The organism is Dactylosporangium sp. CA-092794 (genome assembly GCF_050948465.1).
Taxonomy (GTDB): Bacteria; Actinomycetota; Actinomycetes; order Mycobacteriales; family Micromonosporaceae; genus Dactylosporangium.
In genome coordinates, this window is sequence record NZ_CP192044.1 from 11,811,270 (window position 1) to 11,837,021 (window position 25,752).

Below are 25,752 nucleotides of genomic sequence, written 5' to 3' on the forward strand. Positions count from 1 at the left end.
CTTCTGGTTTCGCGTTCTGGCGCCGCCTGCTGGTTGCGCCGTCGGGTGTCGCCTGCTGGTTTCGCGGTGCCGATGGTGGGCCCGCCCCGACCGGTTGCGGTCAGACCGCCGGGCCGCGCCGGCGCAGTTCGTCCACCGACTCCATGGCCTGACGCAGCTCCGCCAGCCAGGCGTCGGCGTGCTGGCCGACGAGCGCCACGCACCAGGCGAGCGCCTCCGACCGCGACCGCGCCACGCCGGCGTCGACCAGCGTGTCGAGCACCTGCCGCTCGGGCTGCCGCAGCCGGGTCATCACCGGCGCCGAGTAGGTGGTGAACAGCTCCCGCGCGTCGCCGACCTGGACACCCCAGGAGACCTTCCGGCGATACCGCCGCTCCAACTGCTGCGCGATCCCGATCCGCTGGTCGCGGGTGGTCTCGCGGAACCCGGCGATCCGCCCCTGCTCGGCCGCGGCCCGATCGGCGTCGCTGGCGTCCTCGGCCAGGGTGGGCACGCTGAGCCGCCCGAGGATCAGGATCTCGTCACGGTCGATGGTCACCTCGGCCGGGCCCTGGAACCACCCCTCCGGCAGCGCCCCGCCGATCCAGGCGGTGGCGTCATCGGCGGGCGGCGGCTCACTGCGCGGCCCACCGCCGCGCCCCCACGGCACATCTCCTCGTCGCATCATCATTACTCCTCTGCTTGAGCAACGCTGATTACACGATTACACCGTTACGGCGTTGCGCCAACGCTTCCGCGTTCGCCGGTGGCGAACTCACTTCGGCGATCGTTGGCACGTGCCGCCGGGCGCCACCTGGCGAGGAATGCCAAGGCGCGTCAGTGCGGGACCGAAAGTCTCCGCGATCATGCTGGAGTCGATAGGCACAACGCCGGTTTCTCATGATCGCGGAGAGGAAATGTACCTATGTGTACATATTTCTTCCGCGATCATGGCGAGGCCGTGGTGGCACGTGGCGGCGTCCATGATCGCGGAGAGTTTCGGCGGGTGCCGCGGGCAGCCGGGGCGCGGGCGGTGCCGGCGCGGGCGGTGCCGGCGCGGGCGGTGGCCGCGCGGGGCGAAGTGGCGGCCGCGCGGGGCGAAGTGGTGGGGACCGGGGCTCAGGCCAGCTTGGCGACCAGGTCTTCCAGGGCGGTCACGGGCGCGTCGCAGACGAAGCCGCGGCAGACGTACGCCGTCGGGTGGCCGTCGCGCAGCGGGCGGCCCTCCAGCAGCGGCACGCCCGGGCGGTCCGGCTCGCCGGCGACGACCACGGCGCCGGGCGGGGCGTGCCACCAGGCGGCGGCGACGAGTGGCGAGGTCGGGTCCGGGGTGGCGATGGCGATCTCGTACGGGCCGGAGAGCAGCGCCTCGCCCGCCGCGCAGGCGTAGCCGGTGAACCGGCCGTGGGTGGCGGCCACGACCGCGACCGTGGCCAGGGCGCGCTCGGCCGCCTCGCGGTAGGCGGTGTCGGCGGTCAGCGCGGAGTACGTCACGAGGGCGGCCGCGATCGCCGACAGGCCGGACGGGGTGGCGTTGTCGGTGACGTCGGCGGGGCGGGCGACCAGCGCCTCGGCGTCGTCGGCCGTGTCGAAGAAGCCGCCGGTGTCCGGGTCGCGGAACCGGGACAGCGCCACGTCGAGCAGCTGCTTGGCGAGGGCGAGCCAGTGGCCGTCGCCGGTGGCCTGGTGTACCGCGCAGAAAGCCTCGGCGACCGCCCCATAGTCCTCCAGGACTCCGGCCGGCTCGCCGGCGACGCCGTCGCGAGACACGCGGCGCAGGCGGCCGTCGACCAGGTGGGTGCCGGCGAGGAACTCGGCGGTCCGCACGGCCAGGGCGGTCATGTCGCCGTCGTGGTACGCCATGCCGTACTCCACCAGCGCCGTGACCGCCAGCCCGTTCCACGCGGCGACGACCTTGCCGTCCCGCGCGGGCTGTGGCCGGGTCGCGCGGGCCTGCAGCAGCCGGGCCCGGATGTCGTGCCAGCGCTCGAGGTTCGCCGGGTCCTCGGGCAGTTGCAGCACGGAGCTGCCGTGCTCGAACGTGCCCTCGCGGGTCACCTGCAGCAGGTACCGCCCCCAGGCTCCATCGATCTCGCCGAGCACCTCGTCGAACTGCTCGGGCGTCCAGACGTACGTCAGGCCCTCCTCGCCGTCGGCGTCGGCGTCGAGCGCGGAGATGAAGCCGTGCCCGTCGTGCAGGTCCCGAGCCAGGAACGCGGCGGTCTCGCCCGCCACCCGCCGCGCGGTGTCGCTGCCGGCGATCCGGTCCAGGTGCGTGTAGACCCGCAGGAGCAGCGCGTTGTCGTACAACATCTTCTCGAAATGCGGCACGGTCCACGTGCCGTCCACCGCATAGCGCGCGAAGCCGCCCGCCAGCTGGTCGTAGATGCCCCCGCGGGCCATCCGCTCGCAGGTGTACCGCACCGCGTCGGCCACGGCGTCGTCCCGCGTGCGCTGGTAGCGCCGCAGCAGGAACAGCAGCGCCATGTGCGGCGGAAACTTGGGCGCCCCGCCGAACCCGCCGTGCTCGGCGTCGTACACCTTCATGAGCGACTCGGCGGCGGCCTGCAGTACCGAATCGTCCATGGGGTTGGCCGGCGGCCGCTCGGCGACCTGGCGGATCGCGTCGACCACGGCCGCGCTCTGCCGGCGCACCGCGTCCCGCTGCCCGTGCCAGGCGTCGGAGACGGCGTGGACCAGCCGCAGGAACGCGTCGCGGGGGAAGTACGTGCCACAGTAGAACGGCTCGCCGTCGGGCGTGGCGAACACGGTCATCGGCCACCCACCCTGCCCGGTCATGGCCTGCGTGGCGGTCATGTAGACGGCGTCGACGTCGGGCCGCTCCTCCCGGTCCACCTTGATCGGCACCGTGAGCTCATTGACGACCGCCGCGACCCCGTCGTGCTCGAACGACTCGTGCGCCATGACGTGGCACCAGTGACACGCGGCGTACCCCACGGAGATGAGCACCGGCACGTCCCGCCGGCGCGCTTCCTCGAACGCCTCCGGCGACCACTGCCACCAGTCAACCGGGTTGTCCTTGTGCTGCTGCAGGTACGGCGACGTAGCCGCGGCAAGACGGTTGGCCATACCCCAACCCTCTCACGCGCCGCCGACGTTCTCGCTTCTGTCTCGGCAAGGGTCTAGCCTTCTCATCATAAGTTCTCAGACGGGACAGAGATTTGGAGATGAGATGCGGAGGAGATCCATCGAGGTGGACGAGGAGGTCTTCGCATTCCTCCAGCGCCACGGCGAGCCCCTCGTCGACACGCCGAACGACGTGCTGCGCCGGCTCCTGCTGGGCAGCGGACCGGCGCCCGCCGCCGGCAGCGCCCGAGCCCGCAGACCGGGAGCCCTCCATCAGCTGATCACCGCGGGCCAGATTGCCGCCGACGACGCCCTGCGGTTCGAGCAACCGAGGATGCGCCAGATCCACGAGGCCGTGGTCACGGCCGACGGATGGATCCGGCTACCCGATGGCCGCGAGTTCGCCGCGCCGTCCCCGGCCCTGATGGCCCAGACCGGGATCACCATCAACGGCTGGGCCTATCTGCACGTACGCTCCGGCCGGACGCTTGCCTCGCTTCGCACCGAGTTCATGGACAACGCCGACTTGCGCGATCGGAGCCGCTAAATCTAAGATTGGCAGACAGTAAGACCAACGGCGTCGCCTCGACAAGACAAAACCCCGGCGGCATGCCTGGCGGCAGAGGCGGACCGGGGTCTTCGAGCAACAGGATAGCGCACTTCGGCGAGAGACGAGGAGAGGCCGGCGCCGTGGAAGTCCGCGATCTCGCCGTTCTTGAGCGACGCCTGTCGCCGGAGCGCCTCACCCCCTACCGAGCAGCGGGCCACGGTGACCTTGGCGCGGCCGTCAGGCTCTACGAGTGGAACGTCGCCGTATCCGCGGCGCTCGGCGAGACGTTCGGCCAGGTCGAGGTGCTCCTGCGCAACGCCATGCACGACCAGCTCACCTCGTGGTCGCGGCGAGTCTTCGCAGAGCCGCGGTGGTACCTCGATCCCGGCGGCTTTCTGTTCCCGGAGGCCGTCGATGACATTGCGAAAGCTCGGATCCGAGCCACCCGCACTGGCCGGCCCGAATCGGCGGGACGCGTCGTCGCGGAACTCAATCTGGGCTTCTGGCGATTCCTGCTGGCCCGGCGCTACGACCGCGTGCTGTGGCACCCCTGCCTGAATCGCGCTTTCCCCCGGCAGCGACGCGCCGTCGTCGCCGACGCGATAGGCCACCTGCACGAGGCACGGAACCGGATCGCCCACCACGAGCCCATGTTCAACCGGCCCCTCACGGATCTCTTCGATACCGCGCTCCAGGTGGCGTCCTGGATCTGCCCCGTCGGCCACCGCTGGGTCCGCGAGCAAAGCCGCGTGCCCGCCCTGCTGGTCACACGCCCTTCCTGAGTCCACTTCATTGGGCATTCTCCGTCCAAGCGGTGGCGGTGCTCCGATAACGCGAGCTCGCACAGTATTCCGGAATAGAGCCATAGGGCCACGCGATACTACGCTCGATCGGGAAGCCACAGTTCTAGAACTGTTGACCGTTCTAGAACTGTGGAGGGTGACGTGGGTGAGTTGCTCATTCGGCCGCGGCGGGATGTTGTGCGGGCGCCGCTCATGGGGGACCCGGGGCCGCTCGGGCGGTTCGGGGAGTACGGCGGGCGCTATGTGCCCGAGTCGCTGATCGGGGCGTGCCGGGCCGTCGAGGAGGCCTTCCGGGAGGCGTGGGCCGACGCCGGGTTCCGGGGGCAGCTCGACCGGCTGCTCGCCACCTACGCCGGCCGGCCCACTCCGCTCACCCCGGCGCCCCGGCTCTCGGCCGAGCTCGGGCTGAACGTCCTGCTCAAGCGGGAAGACCTCGCACACACCGGGTCGCACAAGATCAACAATGTGCTGGGGCAGGCGCTGCTGGCGCGGCGGATGGGGCGTACCCGGCTGATCGCCGAGACCGGGGCCGGGCAGCACGGCGTGGCCACGGCCACGGCGGCGGCGCTGTTCGGGCTGGGCGCGACCGTGTTCATGGGCGAGGTGGACATGGAACGGCAGGAGCCCAACGTCCTGCGCATGCGAATGCTCGGGGCCGAGGTCGTGCCCGTGCGCACCGGCGCGCGCACGCTCAAGGACGCGACCAGCGAGGCCATGCGGCAGTGGGTCGGCGCGGCCGACGAGGCGCACTACTGCATGGGATCCGTGCTCGGGCCGGCGCCGTACCCCTGGATGGTCCGCGAGTTCCAGCGGGTCATCGGCGACGAGGCACGGCGGCAGTGCGCGGCCGAGCTGCGCGCCGCGGTGCCCGACTACGTGGTCGCGTGCGTCGGCGGCGGGTCGAACGCGGCCGGCACGTTCGCCGGGTTCGTCGACACGCCGGCGCGGCTGGTCGGGGTCGAGGCGGAGGGCGGGGCGGGCGCCGCGCGCGGGCGGCTCGGCGTGCTGCACGGCGTGCGGTCGATGTTCCTGCAGGACGACGACGGGCAGGTGCTCGAGGCGCACTCGATCGCGGCCGGGCTCGACTACCCGGGGATCGGGCCGGAGCACGTCCAGCTGCGCGATGCCGGGCGGGCGCGGTACGTCACGGTCGGCGACGACGACGTGAAGGCGGCGGCGGTGCGGCTGGCGCGCACCGAGGGGATCATCGCCGCGCTGGAGTCGGCACACGCGCTGGCCTGGGTCATGCGCGGCGAGCTGCCGGCCGGCTCGACCGTGCTGATCACGCTGTCGGGGCGCGGCGACAAGGACCTCGCGGCGCTGCGGGAGGCGCTGTGAAGCTGCTCATGCCCTACATCACCGCGGGCGTGACGGCGAACTGGACGGACTATGTCCGCGCCTTCGCCGCCGCCGGCGCGGACCTGGTCGAGGTCGGACTGCCGTTCTCGGATCCCACGCTGGACGGCCCGACCATCCAGGAGGCCACAACCATCGCCCTGCGGCACGGCATCACGCTGAACCGGATATTCCATGAAATGTCGAGAATTGACGCAACGGTACCGCTCATCGTCAGCACGTACGCAAACCTGGTGATCCGCGACGGTCCCCAGGCGTTCTGTCAACGGGTCAAGGACGCCGGCGGGCAGGGGCTCATCGTGCCCGACCTGCCCCTGGAAGAGTGCGCCGAGGTCGCCGAGCACATCGACCTCATCCTGCTCGCCTCCCCCGCGACCCCGGATGCCAGGCTGGCCGAGATCGGCCGGCGCAGCAAGCGGTTCGTCTACGCGGTGACCGTCATGGGCACCACCGGCGAGCGGGCCGAACTCGCCGCCACGGCCGCCGGGCTGGCCGCCCGGCTCAAGGCCCGGACCGAACTGCCGGTCTTGTTAGGATTCGGCATCTCAACGCCCGCGCAGGCGGCGGAGGCGGCCGGCCTGGCCGACGGCGTCGTGGTCGGCGCCGCCGTGATGCGCCGCGTGCTCGACGGCGCCACCCCGGCCGAGATCGAGGCGTATGTGCGCGAGCTGCGGGCGGCGATGTCAGGAGGGTGACCCTTGGTCCGCGACGGCGAACCCCGCTACCGCGCCATCGCCGCGGACCTGGCCGCGAAGATCCACGCCGGCCACTACCCGGCCGGCGCGGCGCTGCCCGCGCAGCGCGAGCTCAGCAACGCCTACGGCGTGACCCTGATGACCTTGCGCCAGGCGTTGCGCGAGCTCAGCGACGAGGGGCTGATCGTGCAGCAGGCGGGGCGGGGGACGTTCGTTTCGCCGCCGCACCTGGCGTACCGATTGGGCAGCCTGCGCAGCCTCGCGGACGACCTTCGCGAGCAGGGGCACGCGGTGCGCACGGTCGTGGTCGCGGCCGAACTCGGCACGTCGCCCGAGTTCGGCCCCGGCTCGCTGCGCCTGGAGCGCGTCCGCGAGTTCGCCGGCCGCCCGTCGGTACACCAGGAGTCCTGGGTCCCTCCGCCCCACGCCGAGACGCTGCTCGGCGTCGATTTCACCGCGGTCGCCCTCTACGCCGCGCTCGCCGACATCGGCGTGGCGGTCGCACGAGCGTCTGAGACGATCCGCCCGTCGGCCCTCCGGTTCCCTTCGCAGCGGTACCTCCATGAGCCCGCCGGCACGCCCGTCTTCGTCAGCGAGCGGGTGACCTACGCGCTGGACGGCACCGCCGTCGTCGCCGACCGCGCGGTGATCCTCGGCGACGCCATGGAGATCCGCGCCGAACGGGCCGCCTCCGGCCTGTCGATGACCTGGTCGGGTACCACGGAATCAAACGTGACCGCGCAGTGACTCGTCGTAGGTGACGACCGGATCGCCGCCCAGCACGCCCTTGGCGGCCCGCTGGAACGCGGTCGCCTCGCTACGCTTGCGCAGCTGTACGGCGACCACCCCGCAGGGCGCACCCCCGTCGAGCCGCTCGATGGCGCCGGCGGTCAGCAGCGCGACCGCGTCGGGCTGCCCGGCCGGCCGCGCCACCACCCCGACGACGGTGCCGGCCAGGCTGTGCCCGCCCCGGGTCAGCGTGACCCGATCCCCGAGCCGCAGCCCCCGCCCGTCGACCGCGAGCAGTTCGCCGTCGCCGACCGGCGCGCGCCCCTGCACCAGCGCGGCCCGCTGCAGCCCACCGCTGTGCAGCGCGGTCAGCACGGTCGACTGCGCCATACCCCCGCGGATCGTGGTGACCCCGACGTCGTACAGCGTGTCGTCGCACTCCACCGCCGCCGCCTCCGGCACCGCAGCGAGCCGCTCGAGCTGCTTCGGCGTGAACCGCCCGACGAGCCGCACATCGGCCCCACCGGGCAGGTCCGCGAACCGCTCGTTCCCCCCGAAATGGTCCAGCACGACAAACGCCCCGACGGCGGCGACGGCACACCCGACCACGCTCACAAACCCCCGCTTGCTCACATTCGGTGACGCTAAGCCACCGCAGGCCCCCACCCCCGACGCCCCGCCGACACGCCGGACAATTCGCCCTCACTCACCGCCGCCGCCCGCCGCGTCTCACGACCTTGCGGCCCCCGGGCGCCCCTTTCGCAGGCCCCGCGATGCGCGGCAGGCTTTGGACTCCTCCGTCGGGCGAGACATCCGATCGGCGCGGCCGGAGGCGGACGAATGTCTCCGTGATCATGATGCTCGCGGGACCGCACCACGGGCTTGCCATGATCCCGGAACCTTTCGGTACACAGGGGTACATCACCACTCCACGATCATGAAAAACCGTTGGTGTCGATGCCGGTTGCGCATGATCACGGAGACTTCCGGTCGCTGCGCCGTGCCTCGCGGGCCGCAGCGCCCGACAGGTGGGACGTGATCGCCGTTCGCGGCCGCCCCGGGGCGGCGCCCGGGTCGCGGAGCACCTGCCCGGCGATCGGCCGCCCGGTCGACGCGGCGAGCGTCCACGGCGGGTCGGCGCTCAATGCCGCATATGCGAAATGTCGGATAAATCCGGACGCGTCAGCGTCCAGATTTATCCGTATAAACCACGGTCAGCCGGTGCCCTCGGCGCGCAGGTAGCGGCGCTGCACCTGGCGACGCTCACGGAGGACCGCCAGCAGCCCGTCCGGCGACAGCGGCGGATAGAACAGGAACCCCTGCGCCGCCGTGCAGCCGAGCTCGGTCAGCCGGGCCCGCTGGTCCGGGTTCTCCACGCCCTCGGCGACCACCCGCAGGTTGAGCCGGCGGGCCAGATCGACCGTGGCCTGGACGATCGCGCCCGCCTTCGGGGAGTCCAGCATCTGCGCGATGAACTCCCGATCGATCTTGACCTCCTGGACCGGCACCCGGGTCAGGACGGTGAAGGCCGAGTAGCCCGTGCCGAAATCGTCCACCGCGAGCTGCACGCCAAGCCGGCGCACGCGGGCCAGGACGTCGTCGATGACCGGCGAGCTGGAGAGCATGACGGTCTCGGTGATCTCCAGGACCAGCAGTTCGGCCGGGAAGCGGTAGCGGCCCAGGAGGTCCTGCAGCGTCTCGGGCAGCTGGCGCTCGGCCAGGCTGCGGGCCGAGATGTTCACCGCCACCGGCACCGCCAGGCCGGCCCGGCGCCAGCCCGCGGCCAGCGAGATCGCGCGCTCCAGGACCCAGTGGGTGAGCGGCGCGATGAGTTCGCTCGCCTCGACGGCCGGCAGGAACTGGGCGGGGGCGAGCTTGCCGCGGCGCGGGTGCTGCCAGCGGATGAGGGCCTCGACGCCGGTGATGCGGCCGCCGTCGGGCGAGGCGGCGCCCGGGCCGGTCAGGGCGACGGCGGGCTGCAGGTCGAGGGTGAGCTGCTCGGCGGCGCCGGAGGCGGGAGCCGACAGGGCCTCGCGCAGCTCGGCGAGCAGGGCCAGGCGGTCGGTGCTGGCGTCGTCGCGCGCCGGGTCGTACCAGGCGACCGGCTGGCCGCCGTCCTTGGCCTGGTACATCGCGATGTCGGCGCGGCGCAGCAGCTCCGTCAGGTCGACCGAGCCGGCCGCGGCGACCACGACGCCGATCGAGGGCTCCTTGGACAGTGCGACGCCGTCGATGCGCATCGGGGCGGCGATCTGCGTGCCGAGCTTGCGGGCGCGCTCGACGGCGGCGGCGAGGGCCAGGTCGGCGCCGCCGGTGGCCAGGTCGGTGACGAGGATCGCGAACTCGTCGCCGCCGAGGCGGGCGGGCAGGTCACCGGCGTTGCCGGCGTCCTGGACCCGGCGGGCGATGACCCGCAGGACCTCGTCGCCGGCGGTGTGCCCGAGCGCGTTGTTGACCTCTTTGAAGTCGTTGACGTCGAGCAGCAGCAGGGCGACCGGATCGCCGGGGCCGCGGCCGGCGAGCTGGAGGTTGCCGCGGGCGAGCAGGGCCGCGCGGTTGAACAGGCCGGTGAGCGGGTCGCGGACCGCGTCGTACGTCGTCCGCTCGCTCATCGCGCGCAGCTGGTCCTGGGTGATCGCGTCGTGCAGCGCGGCGGCGAGGGCCTCGCCGAAGGTGGCCAGCATGAGCCGGTCGCGGGGGCGGCTCGGCTCCGGGCCGGCCAGGCGCAGCTCGCCGACCTCGACCGCGCCGACGAGCAGCCGGCGGGAGGTGAACGGGCCGGGCGGCAGCTCGCCGTAGCCGCGGCCGCCGGTGAGCACGATCCGGACGCCGGCGACGCCGAAGAGGCGCCCGGCGCCGGCGATGCCGGCCTGCGCGGCGTCGCGCTCGTCGAGGCGGTTGAGGTCGCGGGCGACCTCGGCGAACTCGGCCCAGGTGCGCCGCTCGTCGTCCTCGCCGAGGCGGTTGGCGTAGAACTGGTGGAGCAGCCACAGCACCGGCGGCAGGAGCAGCAGCAGGTAGACGTTGACCGCGCAGGCCCAGACGATCGCCAGGCCGACCGCCACGTTGCCCACGAGCATGAGCCCCGTGCTGCGCAGCATCCAGGTGGCCAGGGCCCGCAGCGTGCCGCCGCCGGTCGCGGCCAGCCGGACGGTGACCAGCGCGGCCGTCGTCACGTAGTACACGACGGCGGCGGCGCACAGCGCCGCGACGAAGCGGGTCGAGAGGCGGTCGGGGCGGGCGTCGCCCCACACCACCGCCACCACCACGGCGGCCAGCGCGGCGGCGACGACCAGCCCGGCGACGCCGTAGACGACCTCGCGGCGGGGGCGGCCGCGGCCGGCCCGGGTGTCGACGACGTGCAGGGCGGCGTGCGCGGCGCCGAAGCCGGCCAGCGCGATCGGCGGGACGAGCGCGGGCGGCAGGCTCGCGCAGAGCAGCACGACGGCGGCCTCGCCCCAGGCCAGCCGGGCCAGGCCGCCACCGGCGCGCACCCGCAGCCGGGCCAGCTGCGACAGCATCGCCACGGCGGCGCCGCCGATCAGGGCGACGGGCACGGCCGGTGTCACGTCGATGCCGAACCGATTCAACGCCGCACCGACGGCGCCCTCGGGCAGGCGGACGGCCAGGACGAGAGCGACCGCCACCGCGATCGCGGCGGCGGCGACGAGGGCGGCGACCAGGCGCGCGGACAGCGGTCTCATCGCGCTACCGCGTCGGTGGGCACGACGACCACGCCGGCGGCGGAACGAGCGCACGTCGGGGCGGTCACCATTTGCCCCCTTCCCTGCCCCCAGGGATGCACGCTCTGCGAACTAGAACATGCACCCCGTGAAGGCTAAGGCACGAAGGAAAGGGACAACAGAGGTCAGTGATGCGTTTCTAACTCAGATCATCGGTTGGCGGTACTCAGGCGGGCGTCGATTTGTCCAGGTGATCGGGGTCGGCGCCGGGCTGCTCGGCGGCCGCGCCCTTGCGCTGCGCGTCCGGGTCGGGGAATTCGGCCGGAAGGCGCCGGATGCGTGCCGTCATGTTGCGGATCAAGAACACCGTCACAATGCCCAGGAGCACGATGATGAGCAGACCCATCGGCCCGGCCAGGCCACCGGAGCGGGTGTCCCCGAAGTTGTTCTCGGCAAGAACGTCCAACGTGCCCATACCGGTTACCTTACGCCCGCGAACAGATCATCCTCCGGCACGCTGGACTCGACGAACGACGTGACCAGCTCGTAGTCCTCGGTCGGCCAGACCTTCTGCTGGATCGGCAGCGGGACGGCGAACCACTGGCTGTCCGGATCGACCTGTGTGGCGTGGGCGCGCAGGGCGTCGTCGCGGATCTCGAAGTACTCCCCGCAGGGCACCCGGGTGGTGACCCGCAGATCCGGGTCGGGGCGGTCCTCCTGCTGCGCCTGCTGCTCCAGCCGCTCCTCGATCCACTTCGTATACGGCGACTCGCCGGTCGCCTCGATCATCGCCTCGTGCAGCGCCATGAACCGCGCCCGCGACCAGCCCATGTTGTAGTAGAGCTTCAGCGGCTGCCACGGTTCACCGCGGTCGGGGTAGCGGCTGGCATCGGCGGCCGCCTCGAACGCCACCATGCTGACCTTGTGCGTCATGACGTGGTCGGGGTGCGGGTAGCCGCCGGTCTCGTCGTACGTCGTGATCACGTGCGGGCGGAACGCGCGGATCAGCTCGACCAGCGGCGCCGCGGCCTCCTCCGGGTCGACCAGGCCGAAGCAGCCCTCGGGCAGCGGCGGCAGCGGGTCGCCCTCCGGGAAGCCCGAGTCGACGAAGCCCAGCCAGGCCTGCCGCACGCCGAGGATCTCGCGGGCCCGGTCCATCTCGGCCCGGCGGATCTCCGCGATGTTCGCCCAGATCTCCGGCTGGTCGAGCTTCGGGTTGAGCACGCTGCCGCGCTCGCCGCCGGTGCAGGTGACGACGAGCACGTCGACGCCCTCCGCGGCATACTTCGCCATGGCCGCCGCGCCCTTGCTCGACTCGTCGTCGGGGTGCGCGTGCACGGCCATCAATCGCAGCTGCTCGCCCACGACCTCTCCTCAACGTCTGTCCTCCCCCGCTGCGGGGGTGCCCCGGATACCGACCCTATTGTGGTTCGTACCTCCGGCAAAACGACGAGGATGCCGAGCCGTGACCGACACAGGACAAGAGACGCACACCACAGCGAAGTATCCGCCGGGCCGCTACGGCCGGCGCCGGGAGCCGCAGCCGCGCCGGCGCTGGCTCATGTTCACCGCCGCCGCCGCGGTGGCGCTGGCCGGGCTGGCCGTCGCCTGGCAGCTGTACGTGCAGTACGGCCCCAGCGACTACGAGCCGCAGGTCCAGCGCTTCTACAACGTGACCGACGACGGTGTCACCGTGGAGTTCGTGGTACACAAGGACGCCGACCAGCGCGCGACCTGCACCGTGCGGGCCCGCTCGGCCGACGGCGCGGAGGTGGGCGCCGCCCAGGTCGACGTGCCGACCGGCGCCGAGGCGTACGTCACATACCGGCTTACGACGAGCGCCCGTCCGGTCACCGCCGAAGTCCCGAAATGCGGACCCATCCGGTCGAGATGAAGTAACCCGACGGTAACGGCCCGGCGAATTCAAGTAGCCGCGGTGATGCGAGTCACTGGTACTTTGGTGGTTTGACCTAGCGCGCCCGTAAGGAGATTGCAGTGTCGACCACCGACGGCGACCAGGCCACCACCTGGCTGTCGCAGGACGCCTATGACCGGTTGCAGGCCGAGCTCGACGAGCTCATCGCCAACCGTCCGGCGCTAGCTGCCGAGATCAACGCGCGCCGCGAAGAGGGCGACCTGCGCGAGAACGGCGGATATCACGCCGCGCGCGAGGAGCAGGGCAAGGCCGAGGGCCGGATCCTGTATCTCAAGGAGTTCCTCCGCAAGGCGGTCGTGGGCGACGCTCCGACCACCAACGCGGTCGCCCCCGGCACCGTCGTCACGATCCAGTTCGACGACGACGAGGACGACACGGAGAAGTTCCTGCTCGGCTCGCGCGAGATCGCTGCCACCACGGACCTGACGGTGTATAGCCCCGAGTCCGCGCTGGGCAAGGCGATCCTGGGCGCGAAGCGCGGCGACACCGTGACCTACACGGCCCCGAGCGGCGCCGCGATCAAGGTGAAGATCATCGACTTCGAGCCCTTCGCCGGCTGAGCCGCCCCGCCTTCCGGCCGGCGCGCAGCCCTCGGATCACCCGGGGATGCGCGCCGGTCGCTTGCCGGGGCCGACCGGCCTAGATGCCGAAGGTGACCGTGTAGCCCGCCGAGCGCAGCGCGTTGACCAGCCGATCCGAGTGCTCGGCGCCGCGGGTCTCCACGGACAGGCCCAGCTCCACCTCGCCCAGCTGCAGGCGGGCGTCCTGGCGGCGATGTGCCACGTCGACCACGTTGGCGCCCTGCTCGGCGATGTAGGTCAGCAGCTTCGCCAGGTGGCCCGGGCGGTCGCCGCAGCGCACGGTGAAGGTCAGGTAGCGGCCCGCGGCGGCCAGGCCGTGCTCGATGACGCGGACCATGAGCATCGGGTCGATGTTGCCGCCGGACAGCACCGCCACCGCCGGCGTCTCCACCTCGACCACACCGGCCAGCAGGGCGGCGACGCCCACGCTGCCCGCCGGCTCGACCACCAGCTTGCCCCGCTCCAGCAGCATGAGCAGCGCCCGCGAGATGTCCTCCTCGCTCACCGTCACGACCTCGTCGACCAGCTTGGCGACGTGGGCGAAGGTGATGTCGCCCGGGCGGCCGACCGCGATGCCGTCGGCGATGGTGCCGAAGGAGTTCAGGCGCACCGGGCGGCCGGCGCGCAGCGAGACCGGGAAGGCGGCGGCGTCGGCGGCCTGAACGCCGATGATCCGCACGTCGGGGCGGACGGACTTGATGGCCACGGCGAGGCCGGCGATGAGGCCGCCACCGCCGGTGCCGGTCAGCACCGTCTTGACATCGGGGACCTGCTCCAGGATCTCCAGGCCGATCGTGCCCTGGCCGGCGATGACGTCGGGGTGGTCGAAGGGGTGGATGAACACGGCGCCGGTGCGCTCGGCGAACTCGCGGGCGGCGACGAGGGCCTCGTCGACGGTGGACCCGGCGAACTCGACGGCGGCGCCGTACCCCTTCGTCGCGGCGATCTTCGGCAGCGGCGCGCCGTGCGGCATGAAGACGGTGCTGGCGATGCCGAGCAGGCCGGCCGCGAGCGCGACCCCCTGCGCGTGGTTACCGGCGCTCGCCGCGACCACGCCGCGGCCGCGCTCGGCCGGGGAAAGGCGGGACAGCCGCACGTAGGCGCCGCGGATCTTGAACGATCCGGCGCGCTGCAGGTTTTCACACTTGAGCCACGTCGGCCCGCCGAGTTTGGCGGTCAGTGGCCGGGAGGATTCCACCGGGGTCAGGCGGGTCACGCCGGCAAGGACTTCCCTGGCCGCTTGAATGTCGGCCAGCGTCAGCAGCTCCGCGGGGACGGCGTCGGTCATGCCCCGATCGTGCCACCACCGCGAAGCACGAAGCTCCGCCGGGCCGGATCGGGCGCCTCGGCGGCGCCGCGCAGGCGGGCCACCCGGCCGTACTGCGCGCTGGTCACCCGGGCGACGAGCACGACCGCGACCGCGGCGGCGATCACGAACAGCGCGGCGGCGGGCAGGCGCAGCACCAGCTGCCGGCCGAAGAGGTCGGCGGCGAGCGCCCCGTCGACCGGGCGGCCGGCCGCGGCCTGCGCACGCACGTCGCCGATCTCGGCGGCGTTGTCCTGGCCCGCGAGCCAGCCGAGCAGCGCCGCCGCGCAGCCGGCCAGCAGGCTGCCGCGCAGCAGCCAGACCAGCGCGGTCATGCGGCGGCGCAGCGCGGGCGAGCGGCCGACGCTGCCGTGGGCGATCCGGCGCGAGCGCACGCCGAACGCTTCCAGGTTGGCGCGGGCGCGCCCCGCCCAGCCGCCGGTGGCCACGGCGGCGACCGCGCCGGCCAGGGCGAGGGCCGCCCAGGCGCTCAGGCGGATCGCCGCGGCGGCGGCGCTCGCGCGCTGGCCCGGGTGGTGCGCGGCCCACAGGTCGGCCAGCGGGACGAAGGCGATCACCAGGTACACCAGCGCGGTGGCCGCGAGGCCGAGCATCGCCGCGGTCGCCCAGCCGGAGATCGCCCTGATCATCAGCGCCGGGCCGCCGTCCGCGGCCAGCCCGGCGCGTGCCGCCGCCAGGGCGCGGCGTCCTCGAGCTGCCCGGCGAGCGCGAGCAGCAGCAGCTCCGCGCCGGGCGGGCCGACCAGCTGCACCGCGACCGGCAGGCCGTCGGTGCGCACCCCGACCGGGATCACCAGGCCCGGGAAGCCGGCGAAGTTCCACGGCGCCTCGTACGGCGCGAAGCGGGTGTTGACCAGCATGTTCGCCGCCCACGACCGGGCCGACCAGCGCTCCGCCGAGGGCGGCGAGGTGGCCAGGGCCGGGGTGACGAGCACGTCGAAGCGGCCGTCGTTGAACCAGTTCCGGCAGCGCTCCCGCCAGGCCGCCCGGTCGGCGTCGCGGACCAGGCCCCGCCGCTGCGCCGCGGCGCCGAGGGCCACGTGGCGGCGGGTGCGCGGCTGCAGCTGGTCGCGCTCGAGGCCGGCGGCGTCGAGAGTGGCCCCGCTGAACCAGGTGGCGAGCACGCGGGCGGCCAGGACCGGCGGATACACCGGGTCGGCGCGCACGGCGTCGTGACCGTGCGCGAGCAGGAGCCGGACGGCGTCGCTGAGGCCCTTGCGCGCATCGGCGTCCGGCGTCACGCCGGTGACGGGGCTGCGCAGGGAGACGGCCACGCGGAGCGTTCCGGGCGGGGTGAGGGTTTGGGGGGTACGTCCGGACAGTACCGAATAACCCAGATGCGCGTCGGCGACGGTCGTGGCCAGGATCCCGTTCTCGGTCAGGCCATACCAGTCGTTGGCGCCGATGCCTGCCGGCACCGCGCCCCGCCCGGGCTTGAGCCCGACGATCCCGCAGCAGGCGGCCGGGATACGGATCGAGCCGAGCCCGTCGTTGCCGTGCGCGATCGGCACGAGACCGGCGGCGACGGCGGCCGCCGATCCGCCCGACGAGCCGCCGGGCGTGCGGTCGGTCCGCCACGGGTTGCGGGTCACGCCCTCGGCGTCGTCGGTGGTCGCCCAGATGCCCAGCTCCGGCATCCGCGTCACGCCGACCACGACCGCGCCCGCGCCGCGCAGCCGGCGCACCACCTCGTGGTCGCGGTCGGCGACCGCCCGGCGGGCCGCGGCCGAGCCGTTCCAGGTCGCCAGCCCGGCGACCGGAGTGTTCTCCTTGACCGCGACCGGCACCCCGGCCAGCGCCAGGTTGCCCAGCTGCGGCTGCTCGTCGACGGTCTCCGCCTCGGCGATCGCGGCGGCGGCGCGCACCTCGCGGAACGCGCCGACGACGCGGTCGTAGGCCCGGATGGAGTCCAGGTGGTCGGCGACGACGGCGGTCGCGGAGGTGTCGCCGCGCCGGACCGCGCGGGCGATCTCCCTGGCCGTGGCGCCGACCCAGGTGGTGGAGCGCTGCAGCATGCGTGACACCTTCCCGTACCCGTGCCGTGGTGCGGTCAAGTGTGTCAACGAGCGAGGGCGTACTCCAGATCGGCCAGCAGATCCTCGACCGTCTCGATGCCGACGGACAACCGGACGAGGTCGCCCGGCACCTCCAGCGGGCTGCCGGCGGCGCTGGCGTGGGTCATCCGGCCCGGGTGCTCGATCAGCGACTCGACGCCGCCGAGCGACTCGCCGAGCACGAAGAGCTTCGCCCGGTTGCAGATCGCCACCGCGTGCTCCTCGCTGCGGGCGCGGAAACTGACCATGCCGCCGAACCGCTTCATCTGCTTGGCGGCGGTCTCGTGCCCGGGATGGTCGGGCAGGCCCGGATACAGCACCTGGGTGACGGCCCGGTTGCGGGACAGGAACTCGACCACCCGCTCGGCGTTGTCGCAGTGCCGGTCCATGCGCACGCCCAGCGTGCGGATGCCGCGCAGGGTCAGCCAGGCGTCGAAGGGGCCGTTGACCGCGCCCATCGCGTTCTGGTTGTAGGCCAGCTCGCCGAGCAACTGCTCGTCGATGCCGACCAGCGCGCCGCCGACGACGTCCGAGTGGCCGCCGATGTACTTCGTGGTCGAGTGCACCACCACGTCCGCGCCCAGGTGCAGGGGCTGCTGCAGGTACGGCGAGGCGAACGTGTTGTCGACCACCAGCAGCGCGCCGCGGTCGTGCGCGACCTGGGCCAGCGCGGCGATGTCGGCGATGCCCAGCAGCGGGTTGGTGGGCGTCTCGACCCACACGATCCGGGTCCGGTCGGTGATCGCGGCGCGCACCGCCTCGACGCTGTGGATCGACGCGGCGGTCCAGTTCAGCCCCCAGCGCTCCGCGACCTTGGCGAAGAGGCGGTAGGTGCCGCCGTAGGCGTCGTCCGGGATGACCACGTGGTCACCGGGGCGGCACACGGTGCGCAGCAGGGTGTCCTCGGCGGCGAGCCCGGAGGCGAAGGTGAGCGCCCGCCGGCCGCCCTCGAGCGCGGCCAGGCAGTCCTGCAGGGCGGTGCGCGTCGGGTTGGTGGTGCGGCTGTATTCGTACCCCTGGCGCGGGCTGCCGACGGCGTCCTGCGCGTAGGTGCTCGTCTGGAAGATCGGCGGCACCACCGCGCCGGTGGCCGGGTCCGGCTCCTGGCCGGCGTGGATGGCGAGCGTCTCGAAGCCGTGGGTCATGGTCTTGACCCTAGCGGCGGCTAGTCTGGCGGGCGTGTCGGACTGCCTGTTCTGCTCGATCGCGTCGGGCGCCACGCCCGGCTTCGTGGTCGCCGAGACCCCCACCGCCGCCGCGTTCCTGGACATCCGCCCGGTCTTCAAGGGACACGTGCTGGTGGTGCCGAAGGCCCACATCGTCACGCTGAGCGACCTCGACCCGGCCGACATCCCGGACTACTTCGGCTTCGTCCAGCGGGTGACCCGTGCGGTCGAGACCGGCCTGTCGGCGGGCGGCAGCTTCGTCGCGATCAACAACCGGGTCTCGCAGAGCGTCGCCCACTTGCACACCCATGTGGTACCCCGAACCAAGGGCGACGGCCTGCGCGGCTTCTTCTGGCCCCGCACGAAATACGACAGCGACGACGAGGCGTTGTCCTACGCGGAGAAAATCTCGGCCGTAATGAGCTCATAAGGCAGAGCGGCCCTGCACGCGGCAGACTTGAGTCCAAGCACCTCAAGTTTTAAGGAGCGGATCGTGTTCTTGCGGTACACCAAGCAGCTCGACCTGCCGACCGCCGAGTCGGCCATCCCCGGGCGCGACACCGAGATGCCCGTCGCCGCGAAGCACATCGTCCTCGGCACCCCGCTGCGCGGCCCCTGGCCGGCCGGCCTGGAGGTCGCCTACTTCGGGATGGGCTGCTTCTGGGGCGCGGAGCGCATCTTCTGGCGCATTCCGGGCGTCTACTCGACCGCCGTGGGCTACCAGGGCGGCTTCACGAAGAACCCGACCTACGAGGAGACGTGCTCGGGCCGCACCGGCCACACCGAGGCGGTGCAGGTGGTGTACGACCCGGCCAAGGTCTCCTACGAGACGCTGCTAAAGGCGTTCTGGGAGAACCACGACCCGACCCAGGGCATGCGCCAGGGCAACGACGTCGGCACGCAGTACCGCTCGGCGATCTACACCACAACCCCGGCCCAGGCCGCCACGGCCGCCGCCTCCCGCGAGGCTTTCGCCCCCGTCGTCCACGCCGCCGGCCACGGCGAGATCACCACGGAGATCACCCCGGCCGGCCCGTTCTACTACGCCGAGGACTACCACCAGCAGTACCTGTCGGACGCCAAGAACCCCTACGGCTACTGCAACCACGGCCCCAACGGAATGACCTGCCCCATCGGCATCGGCACCCTGCCGTCCTGACCCCTCGACGGGCGGCCACCGCCATCTCGACGGTGGCCGCTTCGCAGCATGTGCGCCGGTTGGTCAGACATAAAGGCGTTGTCGTGCCTTTTACCGCCGGGAGATCCTGCGATCGTGACCACCAACGGCGCCGATGTACGCGCCGGCTTCGATCGCCGGGTCGACTCGCTGCAAGGCCGTCGAGTGCTCTGCGTCGACTACTGGGACCTTCGCAGCGTCGGGCCGGAACCCGAATGGGACTTCGGCGAATGTCACCACGCCGTGATGGGCGCGCAGCTGACGACCGACGCGGGTCCCGTGACTGTGACCTGGACCGCGACCCTCTACCCCGGTTCACGATCGGACCCACCATGCGGGCAAACGGCCAGGTGATCGGCCCGCCGTACGACGTGGACGTCCCTACCGCCCTATGGCTGGACTTCGACGGCAGACCGGTGTGGTTCGTGGCCGGCACGCCGCAGTTCCAGGAGCCGCACGACGCATTCATCCCGGGCGATGCGATCGTGATCGTCTTCGCGGCCTCGAAGATTCGGCAGATGGGGTATGCCGACCCAAACTTTTGCCGAGTAGGGCCGCAGACAATGGATCGCCCGGCGGGAACGGATCTGCGAGCGTCGAACCGGCTCATCGAGAAGGTGGAAGATCGCGCGCTGGACCGTCCATCGCAGTCGCTGGGGCAGCGCCTCCACCTGTTGCCACGCTTGCTCAGGAAAACGAATCTGCCGGTCAGGCACGAATTCCCCAGGCCTCGGCGAGCTGCTCGCGCGTGAACACCCGAGCCTCGTCGCCGGGTCCGGCACCGCGGTCCGCCTGCATGAGGGTCAGCGCGACCTCACGCGCGGCCTCGCGGCGCAGACGCCTCAGCTCTGCCTGCATGGCGTCGAACTCGGCCCGGGGAATCGTGATCATCTCGGTCGCCTCGCTGGTCACGCCGCGCCCCCACTCCCGCCCACTGCCATTGACCGGACACCACCTGAAGGATAGCCCGGTTCCACGGCCGAAGGCGGCCAAGCACGATCGGCCTCCGCCCACCGCAGGGCGCGCGGACGGCATCGACAAGCAGCAGCCGAGCCGCGTACGCACCCGCACCAAAGCCAGTTGGAATACCACCTTGCCCGCCAGAGTCGAAGAACCCCTACGGCTACTGCAACCACGGCCCCAACGGCATGACCTGCCCCATCGGCGTCGCCACCGTCCCCGACGCCTCCTGACCCCCGCCTACCTCCTGCTGTCCGTAGAATCGCCCGGACAGCAGGAGGTGCCGATGACCACCGTCGTTCCAGCGAAGTTCTTCGACGAACTCCTGGCGGAGCTCGATCGGCCAGGCGCGCCGAATCAGGCACTTCGGGCGGCCGCGGAACGCTCTTCTGCCGTCGTGGAACGGCCGCACCGGGCGCGGAGCGACGCCGCCGCGGCGGATTTGCGCGACCTCGCGCTTGTCGTCGCCCGATCGGCCGCCGACACCGGTCGCCGGATTCCTCTCGATGAAGTTCTCGGCGTCTTCGGGCACACCCGCGAGTCGCTCGCCGCACTCCCCGACAACGACTAGTCACGGCGAAGATCGGCGCCCCAGGAGGGGCGCCGTTTTCGTGGTCGCTCGCGGGGTGTGTCAGACGTTTCGGAGCCTTTACCACGTAGCGCACGGCCAACAGGCGAAATGGCGGTTTTGAGCAACTTTCAGGTATCTCACTGCTACTTTGAGTGACAGTCCGGTTGCTGAGCGCGACCTTGCTGCGCCCGCCGAGCACTCCCATCCCGTGGATCCAACGGAGGAGACACTCAAGTGCAAGAGAGAAAACGCTTGTCCGGTGGCCGAATAGCCGCCCGCGCAGGCGTCGCCCTGGGCCTGGTTGCGGCCGGCCTGGTCGCGACCGCCACCCCTGCCTTCGCCGTCGTGGACACTTTGACGCTGAGCACCTCGCACGGTCCGACCGGCGGGGGCTACTCGATCCAGGTGACGCCGGGCGTGTCGACCACCTTCGACGTCGGCAACGGGCCGTTCACCGCCCAGTTCCAGTTCGGAGCGTGTGACAACACGGCCGGCGCGCTGCCTCAGACGCCGGTCGTGTCCACCACGGGCGCCGTCAGCGCCGGTGTCGTGACCGCGACGAACTCGGCGGCCACCAGCCCGGCCACCGACCTGGTGGTCGACGTGCCTCCGGCGCTGACGCTGCCGTCCGACGTCACGTCCGGCGCGTTCTCCGTGTGCATCTACAGCTCGAGCGCCCTCCTTGCCGCGTCGAGCACCGGCGCCTTCAAGGTTCTGCCACTGCTCACGCCGACGCCGAACAGCGGTGCGCCCGGTGGCGGCTACTCGATCGACGTCAACGCGGAGCGCCCGGTCTTCACGGCCTACTCGACCAGCGCCCAGTCGGTGCAGTTCCAGGCCAAGACCGCGACCCAGCCGCTGTGCGCCGCGGCGCCGATGGGCGCGACCTCGCCGTCGTCGGCGGCCGGGACGCCCAACACCCTGGCCGGTGGCGTGATCCCGGTGCCTAGCGCCGGCCTGCAGGCCACCTCGACCACGCATCTGTCGATCACCGTGCCGACGACGCTGACCCAGCCGGCCAGCCCGATGCTGATGCGCGCCGATTACAACATCTGCGCTTACAACAACAGCAGCGCGCTGATCGCCGAGACGTCACCGTCCTCGACGGGGCCGACGACGTTCAACGTCAACGGCAACGTGGCGCCGAGCGCCAGCTCCGGCTCGACGGCGGGCGGCAACTCGCTCACGCTGACCGGTACCGGCACGATCTTCACCAGCGGCGCGACCTACGCCCAGCTGCAGAGCGCGGCGTCGAACCACCTGGACTGCGACTCGACCTACGCGACCACCGGCTCGCCGGTCAACGCCGCCCAGACGCGGTACATCTCGCCCAGCAAGGTGGCGGTGACGCTGCCGACCACCATCGCGAGCGGCACCTACAACGTCTGCGTGTACGACGCGACGACGAGCAGCCACCTGGTCGCCCAGGCCTACGGGTACTACACGGTCGGCACCGTCCCGGCGATCCTGACCGTCACCCCGGCCACCGGCCCGGCGCAGGGCGGATCGACCATCACGGTCACCGGCACCAACTTCCCGACCACGCCCGGCGCCATGACCGCCTCCATCGGCGGCGTCGCGCTGACCAACGTCGTCGTGGCCGGCGGTGGCGGCAGCTTCACCGCGGTCACGCCGCCGCACGCACCCGGCAACAACCAGTCGATCAGCGTGACGACCTCGGGCGGCACGGTGGAGGCGAAGAACATGTTCACCTTCACCAACGGCATCACCATCGCGCCGGTCACCGCGCCGAACTCGAAGATGACCTCGACCGACCTCGACGTCACCGGCGTCGGCTTCACCGACCTCACCTTCGCCCCCGCGGGCACCGTGGACCCGAGCAGCGCCAAGGCGCACGTGTACCTGGTGAAGGGCGCCTACGACCCGAAGCCGGGCGCCCCGGCGACGGCGAAGACCAACGGTCAGGTCGCCGAGTGCGTCGACGTGCTCGTCATCTCCGACACCAACCTCATCTGCAGCCTGTACACCGGCGGCAACGGCCCGCTCGCGACCAGCGCCGGACGCCTAATGACCGGCTGCACCGCGGCCACCTCGGCGTCGACCACGATGGTGCCCGGCGCGACCAACACGAACTGCCTGTTCTACCCGACCGACGTCGGCATGACGATCGCCGGCGCCGGCATTCCGGCCGGTACCACCATCACGGCGGTCAACGCCGCCAACGGCAACGCGACGCTGAGCCGGCCGATCACCGCGGCGGTCACCGCGAGCACCCCGCTGTCGACGTTCGCCACCACGACCAAGGCGCTGACCGACGCCGCCGGCACCAGCGGTACCAAGGTGCTGTCCACCACCACGGCAATGTTCGCCGCCACCGACGTCGGCCGGACGGTCTACGGCACGGGCATCCCGGCCGGGACGGTGATCACGGAGTTCACGGACACGAAGAACGTGAAGATCTCCAACTCGCTGACGGCGGGCATCACCGCCGGCGCGAGCGCGACCGCCCCGGTGTTCGTGGCCGGGTCGGGTCCGGTGCCCAACGGCACGTATACGGTCACGGTGGTGAGCAACGGCACCCTCAACGCCGCCGCGGCGAGCACCACGACCACCAACGCCCCGCCGTACATCCAGTCGATCATCTCCAGCGGATCGACCTTCACGGTGGCGGACTACCTCAACTAGCTCCACCGGCCCGTAACGGCGCTCGGCCCGGTGTCCTCGCGGACACCGGGCCGTTCGTCGTATGCGGTTGGTTTTGGCAGGCGAGGGCACCATCGCGATATATGCGGGGGAACCACGACATGTGCCCTCGCCTGCCGGTAGACCCGCCCGATCCCTGGGGAGGACGCCTGGCCGGAGGCGTTCGGAGCCGGCGGAGGCATGCCGGCAACCGTGTCCGGGCGGGTCTTTGTGTTGCGGGACTGCGTTGCACTGGCGGGGCGCGCCGGAGTCTCCGCGGAATCAACGATCGTGTCAGAGGAAAGTTCCCCGGTTGCCGCCGGCGCGGTGCCAGCCGCCCCGGGAGGTGCTCGGCCGGCCGAGGTCGATGCGCCAGTCGGGCATGGTGCGCAAGCTGTACAGGTCGTGCCGGGCGGTCCAGGCCTCGTTCCACGGCCGGCGGGACGCCTCGGCGGCGTTCTCCGCGAGCCGCCGTGGCGCGCACGGCCACTCCCGCCCGCACCAGAGGCACAGGCCCGCGCCGTCGGACTCGCTGTGCCGACTCAGGATCTGCGTGGCGTCCCGCCACAGGAGTCGATCGACGACGTCTGTTGGCTCGGACTGGTCAACACTGACCAACTTCCCTACCCCCAGTCTCCATGAGGCTTCCTGAGCACCTCCGGACGAGAGGTTAAACAATCGGGCGGCCCGCATGGGCGGACAGACAGTGCGACATTCAACCGACCACACGAAAGTGGACGGCGTGGCGGCGTCGCATAATGGCTGTCATGCAAAGCCCCCTCTTACAGCGAATTCGCGCCGCCGTCATCGGCGACGACCAGGTGATGTGGGGGCCGTTCGGCGCTCGCCGGGTCACGTACGCGGACTACACCGCCTCCGGCCGGGCGCTGGACTTCATCGAGCGCTTCATCCGTGACGAGGTTTTGCCGCGGTACGCCAACACGCACACGGAATCGTCCGGCACCGGCCTGCAGACCACCCGCCTGCGCGAAGACGCGCGCCAGATCGTCAACGAGGCTGTGGGCGGCGACGCGGAGACGGTCGTGATCTTCACCGGCTCCGGCTCGACCGCGGCGATCGACAAGATGGTGCACATCCTGGGCCTGCGCGTGCCAGCCGGCCTGGAGGACCGCTACGAGCTGTCGGCGCACATCCCGCCGGCCGATCGCCCGGTCGTGTTCATCGGGCCGTTCGAGCATCACTCCAACGAGTTGCCGTGGCGCGAGTCCATCGCGGACGTGGTCGTCATCCCCGAGGATCACAACGGTCACATCGACCTGGACCGGCTGCGCGAGGAACTCGCGCGGCACGCCGACCGGCCGCTGAAGATCGGATCGTTCTCCGCGGCCTCCAACGTGACCGGGATCGTCAGCGACACGCACGCGATCTCGGCGCTGCTGCACGAGTACGGCGCGCTGTCGTTCTGGGACTTCGCGGCCGCCGCGCCCTACGTCGACATCGCGATGTACGGGCCGGAGCCGGGGCAGTACAAGGACGCGGTGTTCATCTCGCCGCACAAGTTCGTCGGCGGGCCGGGCACTCCCGGCGTGCTGGCCGTCCGCCGCGAGCTGCTCACCAACCGGGTGCCGACCGTGCCCGGCGGCGGCACGGTGGACTACGTCAACCCGACCGACCACCACTACATCGCCGACCCGGCGCACCGCGAGGAGGGCGGCACCCCGGCCATCGTGGAGTCCATCCGCGCCGGCCTGGTGTTCCAGCTCAAGCAGGCGGTGGGCACGCCGACCATCCGGGCCCTGGAGGAAGGCTTCCTGCGCGAGGCGATCGCCTCCTGGCAGACCAACCCCAACATCGAGATCCTGGGCAACCTGGACGCGCCGCGGCTGTCGATCGTGTCGTTCGTCATCAAGAAGCCCGGGGGACGGTACCTCCACCACAACTTCGTCGTCGCGTTGCTGAACGACCTGTTCGGCATCCAGTCGCGGGGCGGCTGTTCCTGCGCCGGCCCCTACGGCCACCGCCTGCTCGGCATCGACATCGAGCGCTCGCACCGCTTCGAGCAGGAGATCATCGCCGGCTGCGAGGGGATCAAGCCGGGCTGGGTGCGGGTCAGCTTCAACTACTTCATCTCCGAGACCGTGTTCCGCTACATCGTGGACGCGGTGCACCTCGTGGCCACGCACGGGTGGGCGCTGCTGCCGCAGTACCACTTCGATCCCCAGACCGGCCTGTGGCGCCACCGGGCGGGATTGGTCGAGCCCCCGCTCCGCCTGTCACAGTTGACGTACACCGCCGACGGCGAGCTGACCTGGCCTTCGCGGCCCTCACAGCACGAGCGCGCCCCCGAGTCGGACTTGTCCGGATATTTACGGTACGCCCGTGAATTGTGCGATTCGCTGCCTCCCGTGGAGCAGCCGGACGGCGTCGTGTCGCCCAACTTCGAGGCATTGCGGTGGTTCGACCTGCCGGCGGTATCGCTGTTGGCGTAAACCGGC

The 25,752-nt window shown here is 71.7% G+C and carries 26 protein-coding genes; 14 read left to right on the forward strand and 12 right to left on the reverse strand.

All coding sequences use genetic code 11. The features are described 5' to 3' along the window. Positions 1-100: 100 nt before the first annotated feature. Positions 101-649 (reverse strand): hypothetical protein, encoded by a 549-nt coding sequence (locus ACQPXD_RS51140; RefSeq protein WP_432831614.1) that lies wholly within the window; start codon positions 647-649, stop codon positions 101-103. Positions 650-1,098: 449 nt separating this feature from the next. After that, complete coding sequence (locus ACQPXD_RS51145; protein ID WP_432831616.1) at positions 1,099-3,069, reverse strand: thioredoxin domain-containing protein; 1,971 nt, start codon at positions 3,067-3,069, stop codon at positions 1,099-1,101. Between the two features lie 124 nt (positions 3,070-3,193). Here ACQPXD_RS51145 and ACQPXD_RS51150 point away from each other — a divergent pair, with 124 nt between their 5' ends. From ACQPXD_RS51150 to ACQPXD_RS51170, 5 genes are all read left to right on the forward strand, one after another. Further along, positions 3,194-3,613 (forward strand): hypothetical protein, encoded by a 420-nt coding sequence (locus ACQPXD_RS51150; RefSeq protein WP_432831618.1) that lies wholly within the window; start codon positions 3,194-3,196, stop codon positions 3,611-3,613. A 143-nt stretch (positions 3,614-3,756) separates the two neighbouring features. Next, positions 3,757-4,398, forward strand: coding sequence for a hypothetical protein (locus ACQPXD_RS51155; protein ID WP_432831620.1), 642 nt, complete (start codon positions 3,757-3,759; stop codon positions 4,396-4,398). A gap of 213 nt (positions 4,399-4,611) precedes the next feature. After that, on the forward strand, positions 4,612-5,757 hold the full coding sequence (gene trpB, locus ACQPXD_RS51160) for a tryptophan synthase subunit beta (RefSeq protein WP_432844266.1): 1,146 nt from the start codon (positions 4,612-4,614) through the stop codon (positions 5,755-5,757). Continuing rightward, positions 5,754-6,470 (forward strand): tryptophan synthase subunit alpha, encoded by a 717-nt coding sequence (gene trpA / locus ACQPXD_RS51165; protein ID WP_432831622.1) that lies wholly within the window; start codon positions 5,754-5,756, stop codon positions 6,468-6,470. The genes trpB and trpA overlap by 4 nt, the downstream gene beginning before the upstream one ends. 3 nt (positions 6,471-6,473) lie before the next feature. Then, positions 6,474-7,217, forward strand: a complete 744-nt coding sequence (locus tag ACQPXD_RS51170; RefSeq protein WP_432831624.1) for a GntR family transcriptional regulator — start codon at positions 6,474-6,476, stop codon at positions 7,215-7,217. On the opposite strand, the gene ACQPXD_RS51175 is transcribed toward ACQPXD_RS51170, so the two are convergent. The 4 genes from ACQPXD_RS51175 to mca all read right to left on the reverse strand — a co-directional run bounded on the left by ACQPXD_RS51175 (position 7,197) and on the right by mca (position 12,247). Further along, complete coding sequence (locus ACQPXD_RS51175; protein WP_432831626.1) at positions 7,197-7,832, reverse strand: hypothetical protein; 636 nt, start codon at positions 7,830-7,832, stop codon at positions 7,197-7,199. The genes ACQPXD_RS51170 and ACQPXD_RS51175 overlap by 21 nt on opposite strands. Before the next feature lie 581 nt (positions 7,833-8,413). Next, the gene (locus tag ACQPXD_RS51180) at positions 8,414-10,903 is read right to left on the reverse strand and encodes a putative bifunctional diguanylate cyclase/phosphodiesterase (RefSeq protein WP_432831628.1); all 2,490 of its coding nucleotides are present in this window, start codon (positions 10,901-10,903) and stop codon (positions 8,414-8,416) included. Between the two features lie 205 nt (positions 10,904-11,108). After that, complete coding sequence (locus ACQPXD_RS51185; protein ID WP_432831630.1) at positions 11,109-11,357, reverse strand: hypothetical protein; 249 nt, start codon at positions 11,355-11,357, stop codon at positions 11,109-11,111. 5 nt (positions 11,358-11,362) lie between these two features. Next, entirely contained in the window at positions 11,363-12,247 is an 885-nt protein-coding gene (mca, locus tag ACQPXD_RS51190) for a mycothiol conjugate amidase Mca (protein WP_432831632.1), read from the reverse strand. 100 nt (positions 12,248-12,347) lie between these two features. On the opposite strand from mca, the gene ACQPXD_RS51195 reads away from it, so the two are divergent. Beyond that, on the forward strand, positions 12,348-12,776 hold the full coding sequence (locus ACQPXD_RS51195; protein WP_432831634.1) for a DUF4307 domain-containing protein: 429 nt from the start codon (positions 12,348-12,350) through the stop codon (positions 12,774-12,776). 101 nt (positions 12,777-12,877) lie between these two features. Beyond that, on the forward strand, positions 12,878-13,378 hold the full coding sequence (gene greA, locus ACQPXD_RS51200) for a transcription elongation factor GreA (protein ID WP_432831636.1): 501 nt from the start codon (positions 12,878-12,880) through the stop codon (positions 13,376-13,378). A gap of 79 nt (positions 13,379-13,457) precedes the next feature. Here greA and ilvA read toward each other — a convergent pair whose 3' ends face one another. From ilvA to ACQPXD_RS51220, 4 genes are read right to left on the reverse strand one after another with little or no spacing between them, the layout of a single operon-like run. Then, positions 13,458-14,687, reverse strand: a complete 1,230-nt coding sequence (ilvA, locus tag ACQPXD_RS51205; protein WP_432831638.1) for a threonine ammonia-lyase — start codon at positions 14,685-14,687, stop codon at positions 13,458-13,460. Beyond that, on the reverse strand, positions 14,684-15,355 hold the full coding sequence (locus ACQPXD_RS51210; protein WP_432831640.1) for a hypothetical protein: 672 nt from the start codon (positions 15,353-15,355) through the stop codon (positions 14,684-14,686). Before ACQPXD_RS51210 ends, ilvA begins: the two co-directional genes overlap by 4 nt. Next, positions 15,355-16,740, reverse strand: coding sequence for an amidase (locus ACQPXD_RS51215; protein WP_432831642.1), 1,386 nt, complete (start codon positions 16,738-16,740; stop codon positions 15,355-15,357). Before ACQPXD_RS51215 ends, ACQPXD_RS51210 begins: the two co-directional genes overlap by 1 nt. 44 nt (positions 16,741-16,784) lie before the next feature. Next, positions 16,785-17,924, reverse strand: a complete 1,140-nt coding sequence (locus ACQPXD_RS51220) for a cystathionine gamma-synthase (RefSeq protein ID WP_432831644.1) — start codon at positions 17,922-17,924, stop codon at positions 16,785-16,787. Positions 17,925-17,958: 34 nt separating this feature from the next. On the opposite strand from ACQPXD_RS51220, the gene ACQPXD_RS51225 reads away from it, so the two are divergent. The 4 genes from ACQPXD_RS51225 to ACQPXD_RS51240 all read left to right on the forward strand — a co-directional run bounded on the left by ACQPXD_RS51225 (position 17,959) and on the right by ACQPXD_RS51240 (position 19,874). Next, complete coding sequence (locus tag ACQPXD_RS51225) at positions 17,959-18,375, forward strand: HIT family protein (protein WP_432831646.1); 417 nt, start codon at positions 17,959-17,961, stop codon at positions 18,373-18,375. A 63-nt stretch (positions 18,376-18,438) separates the two neighbouring features. Continuing rightward, positions 18,439-19,104 carry a peptide-methionine (S)-S-oxide reductase MsrA gene (gene msrA, locus ACQPXD_RS51230; RefSeq protein WP_432831648.1) on the forward strand — a complete coding sequence of 222 codons (666 nt, stop codon included), beginning with the start codon at positions 18,439-18,441 and terminating at the stop codon, positions 19,102-19,104. Positions 19,105-19,218: 114 nt separating this feature from the next. Further along, on the forward strand, positions 19,219-19,476 hold the full coding sequence (locus tag ACQPXD_RS51235) for a hypothetical protein (RefSeq protein WP_432831650.1): 258 nt from the start codon (positions 19,219-19,221) through the stop codon (positions 19,474-19,476). Next, positions 19,455-19,874 carry a hypothetical protein gene (locus ACQPXD_RS51240; RefSeq protein ID WP_432831651.1) on the forward strand — a complete coding sequence of 140 codons (420 nt, stop codon included), beginning with the start codon at positions 19,455-19,457 and terminating at the stop codon, positions 19,872-19,874. The genes ACQPXD_RS51235 and ACQPXD_RS51240 overlap by 22 nt, the downstream gene beginning before the upstream one ends. Here the strand turns inward: ACQPXD_RS51240 and ACQPXD_RS51245 are convergent. Beyond that, positions 19,831-20,034: a hypothetical protein gene (locus tag ACQPXD_RS51245; protein WP_432831652.1), complete on the reverse strand. Its 204-nt coding sequence runs from the start codon at positions 20,032-20,034 to the stop codon at positions 19,831-19,833. The two genes, ACQPXD_RS51240 and ACQPXD_RS51245, sit on opposite strands and share 44 nt — an antisense overlap. Positions 20,035-20,368: 334 nt before the next feature. On the opposite strand from ACQPXD_RS51245, the gene ACQPXD_RS51250 reads away from it, so the two are divergent. Both ACQPXD_RS51250 and ACQPXD_RS51255 read left to right on the forward strand, forming a co-directional pair. Further along, on the forward strand, positions 20,369-20,653 hold the full coding sequence (locus tag ACQPXD_RS51250; protein ID WP_432831654.1) for a hypothetical protein: 285 nt from the start codon (positions 20,369-20,371) through the stop codon (positions 20,651-20,653). 234 nt (positions 20,654-20,887) lie between these two features. Continuing rightward, positions 20,888-23,299: an IPT/TIG domain-containing protein gene (locus ACQPXD_RS51255; protein WP_432831656.1), complete on the forward strand. Its 2,412-nt coding sequence runs from the start codon at positions 20,888-20,890 to the stop codon at positions 23,297-23,299. Positions 23,300-23,590: 291 nt separating this feature from the next. Here the strand turns inward: ACQPXD_RS51255 and ACQPXD_RS51260 are convergent, their stop codons facing one another. Beyond that, positions 23,591-23,914: a hypothetical protein gene (locus ACQPXD_RS51260; protein WP_432831659.1), complete on the reverse strand. Its 324-nt coding sequence runs from the start codon at positions 23,912-23,914 to the stop codon at positions 23,591-23,593. A gap of 149 nt (positions 23,915-24,063) precedes the next feature. Here ACQPXD_RS51260 and ACQPXD_RS51265 point away from each other — a divergent pair, with 149 nt between their 5' ends. Further along, positions 24,064-25,746 (forward strand): aminotransferase class V-fold PLP-dependent enzyme, encoded by a 1,683-nt coding sequence (locus ACQPXD_RS51265; RefSeq protein WP_432831661.1) that lies wholly within the window; start codon positions 24,064-24,066, stop codon positions 25,744-25,746. Positions 25,747-25,752: the final 6 nt, after the last annotated feature.

Coding starts and splice junctions, on each gene's coding strand:
- ACQPXD_RS51145 (WP_432831616.1), bottom strand. CDS start 3,069: ATGGCCAACCGTCTTGCCGCGGCTACGTCGCCGTACCTGCAGCAGCAC.
- trpB (WP_432844266.1), top strand. CDS start 4,612: ATGGGGGACCCGGGGCCGCTCGGGCGGTTCGGGGAGTACGGCGGGCGC.
- ACQPXD_RS51180 (WP_432831628.1), bottom strand. CDS start 10,903: ATGAGACCGCTGTCCGCGCGCCTGGTCGCCGCCCTCGTCGCCGCCGCC.
- ACQPXD_RS51185 (WP_432831630.1), bottom strand. CDS start 11,357: ATGGGCACGTTGGACGTTCTTGCCGAGAACAACTTCGGGGACACCCGC.
- ilvA (WP_432831638.1), bottom strand. CDS start 14,687: ATGACCGACGCCGTCCCCGCGGAGCTGCTGACGCTGGCCGACATTCAA.
- ACQPXD_RS51210 (WP_432831640.1), bottom strand. CDS start 15,355: ATGATCAGGGCGATCTCCGGCTGGGCGACCGCGGCGATGCTCGGCCTC.
- ACQPXD_RS51215 (WP_432831642.1), bottom strand. CDS start 16,740: ATGCTGCAGCGCTCCACCACCTGGGTCGGCGCCACGGCCAGGGAGATC.
- ACQPXD_RS51220 (WP_432831644.1), bottom strand. CDS start 17,924: ATGACCCACGGCTTCGAGACGCTCGCCATCCACGCCGGCCAGGAGCCG.
- ACQPXD_RS51240 (WP_432831651.1), top strand. CDS start 19,455: ATGCGGGCAAACGGCCAGGTGATCGGCCCGCCGTACGACGTGGACGTC.
- ACQPXD_RS51250 (WP_432831654.1), top strand. CDS start 20,369: ATGACCACCGTCGTTCCAGCGAAGTTCTTCGACGAACTCCTGGCGGAG.
- ACQPXD_RS51265 (WP_432831661.1), top strand. CDS start 24,064: ATGCAAAGCCCCCTCTTACAGCGAATTCGCGCCGCCGTCATCGGCGAC.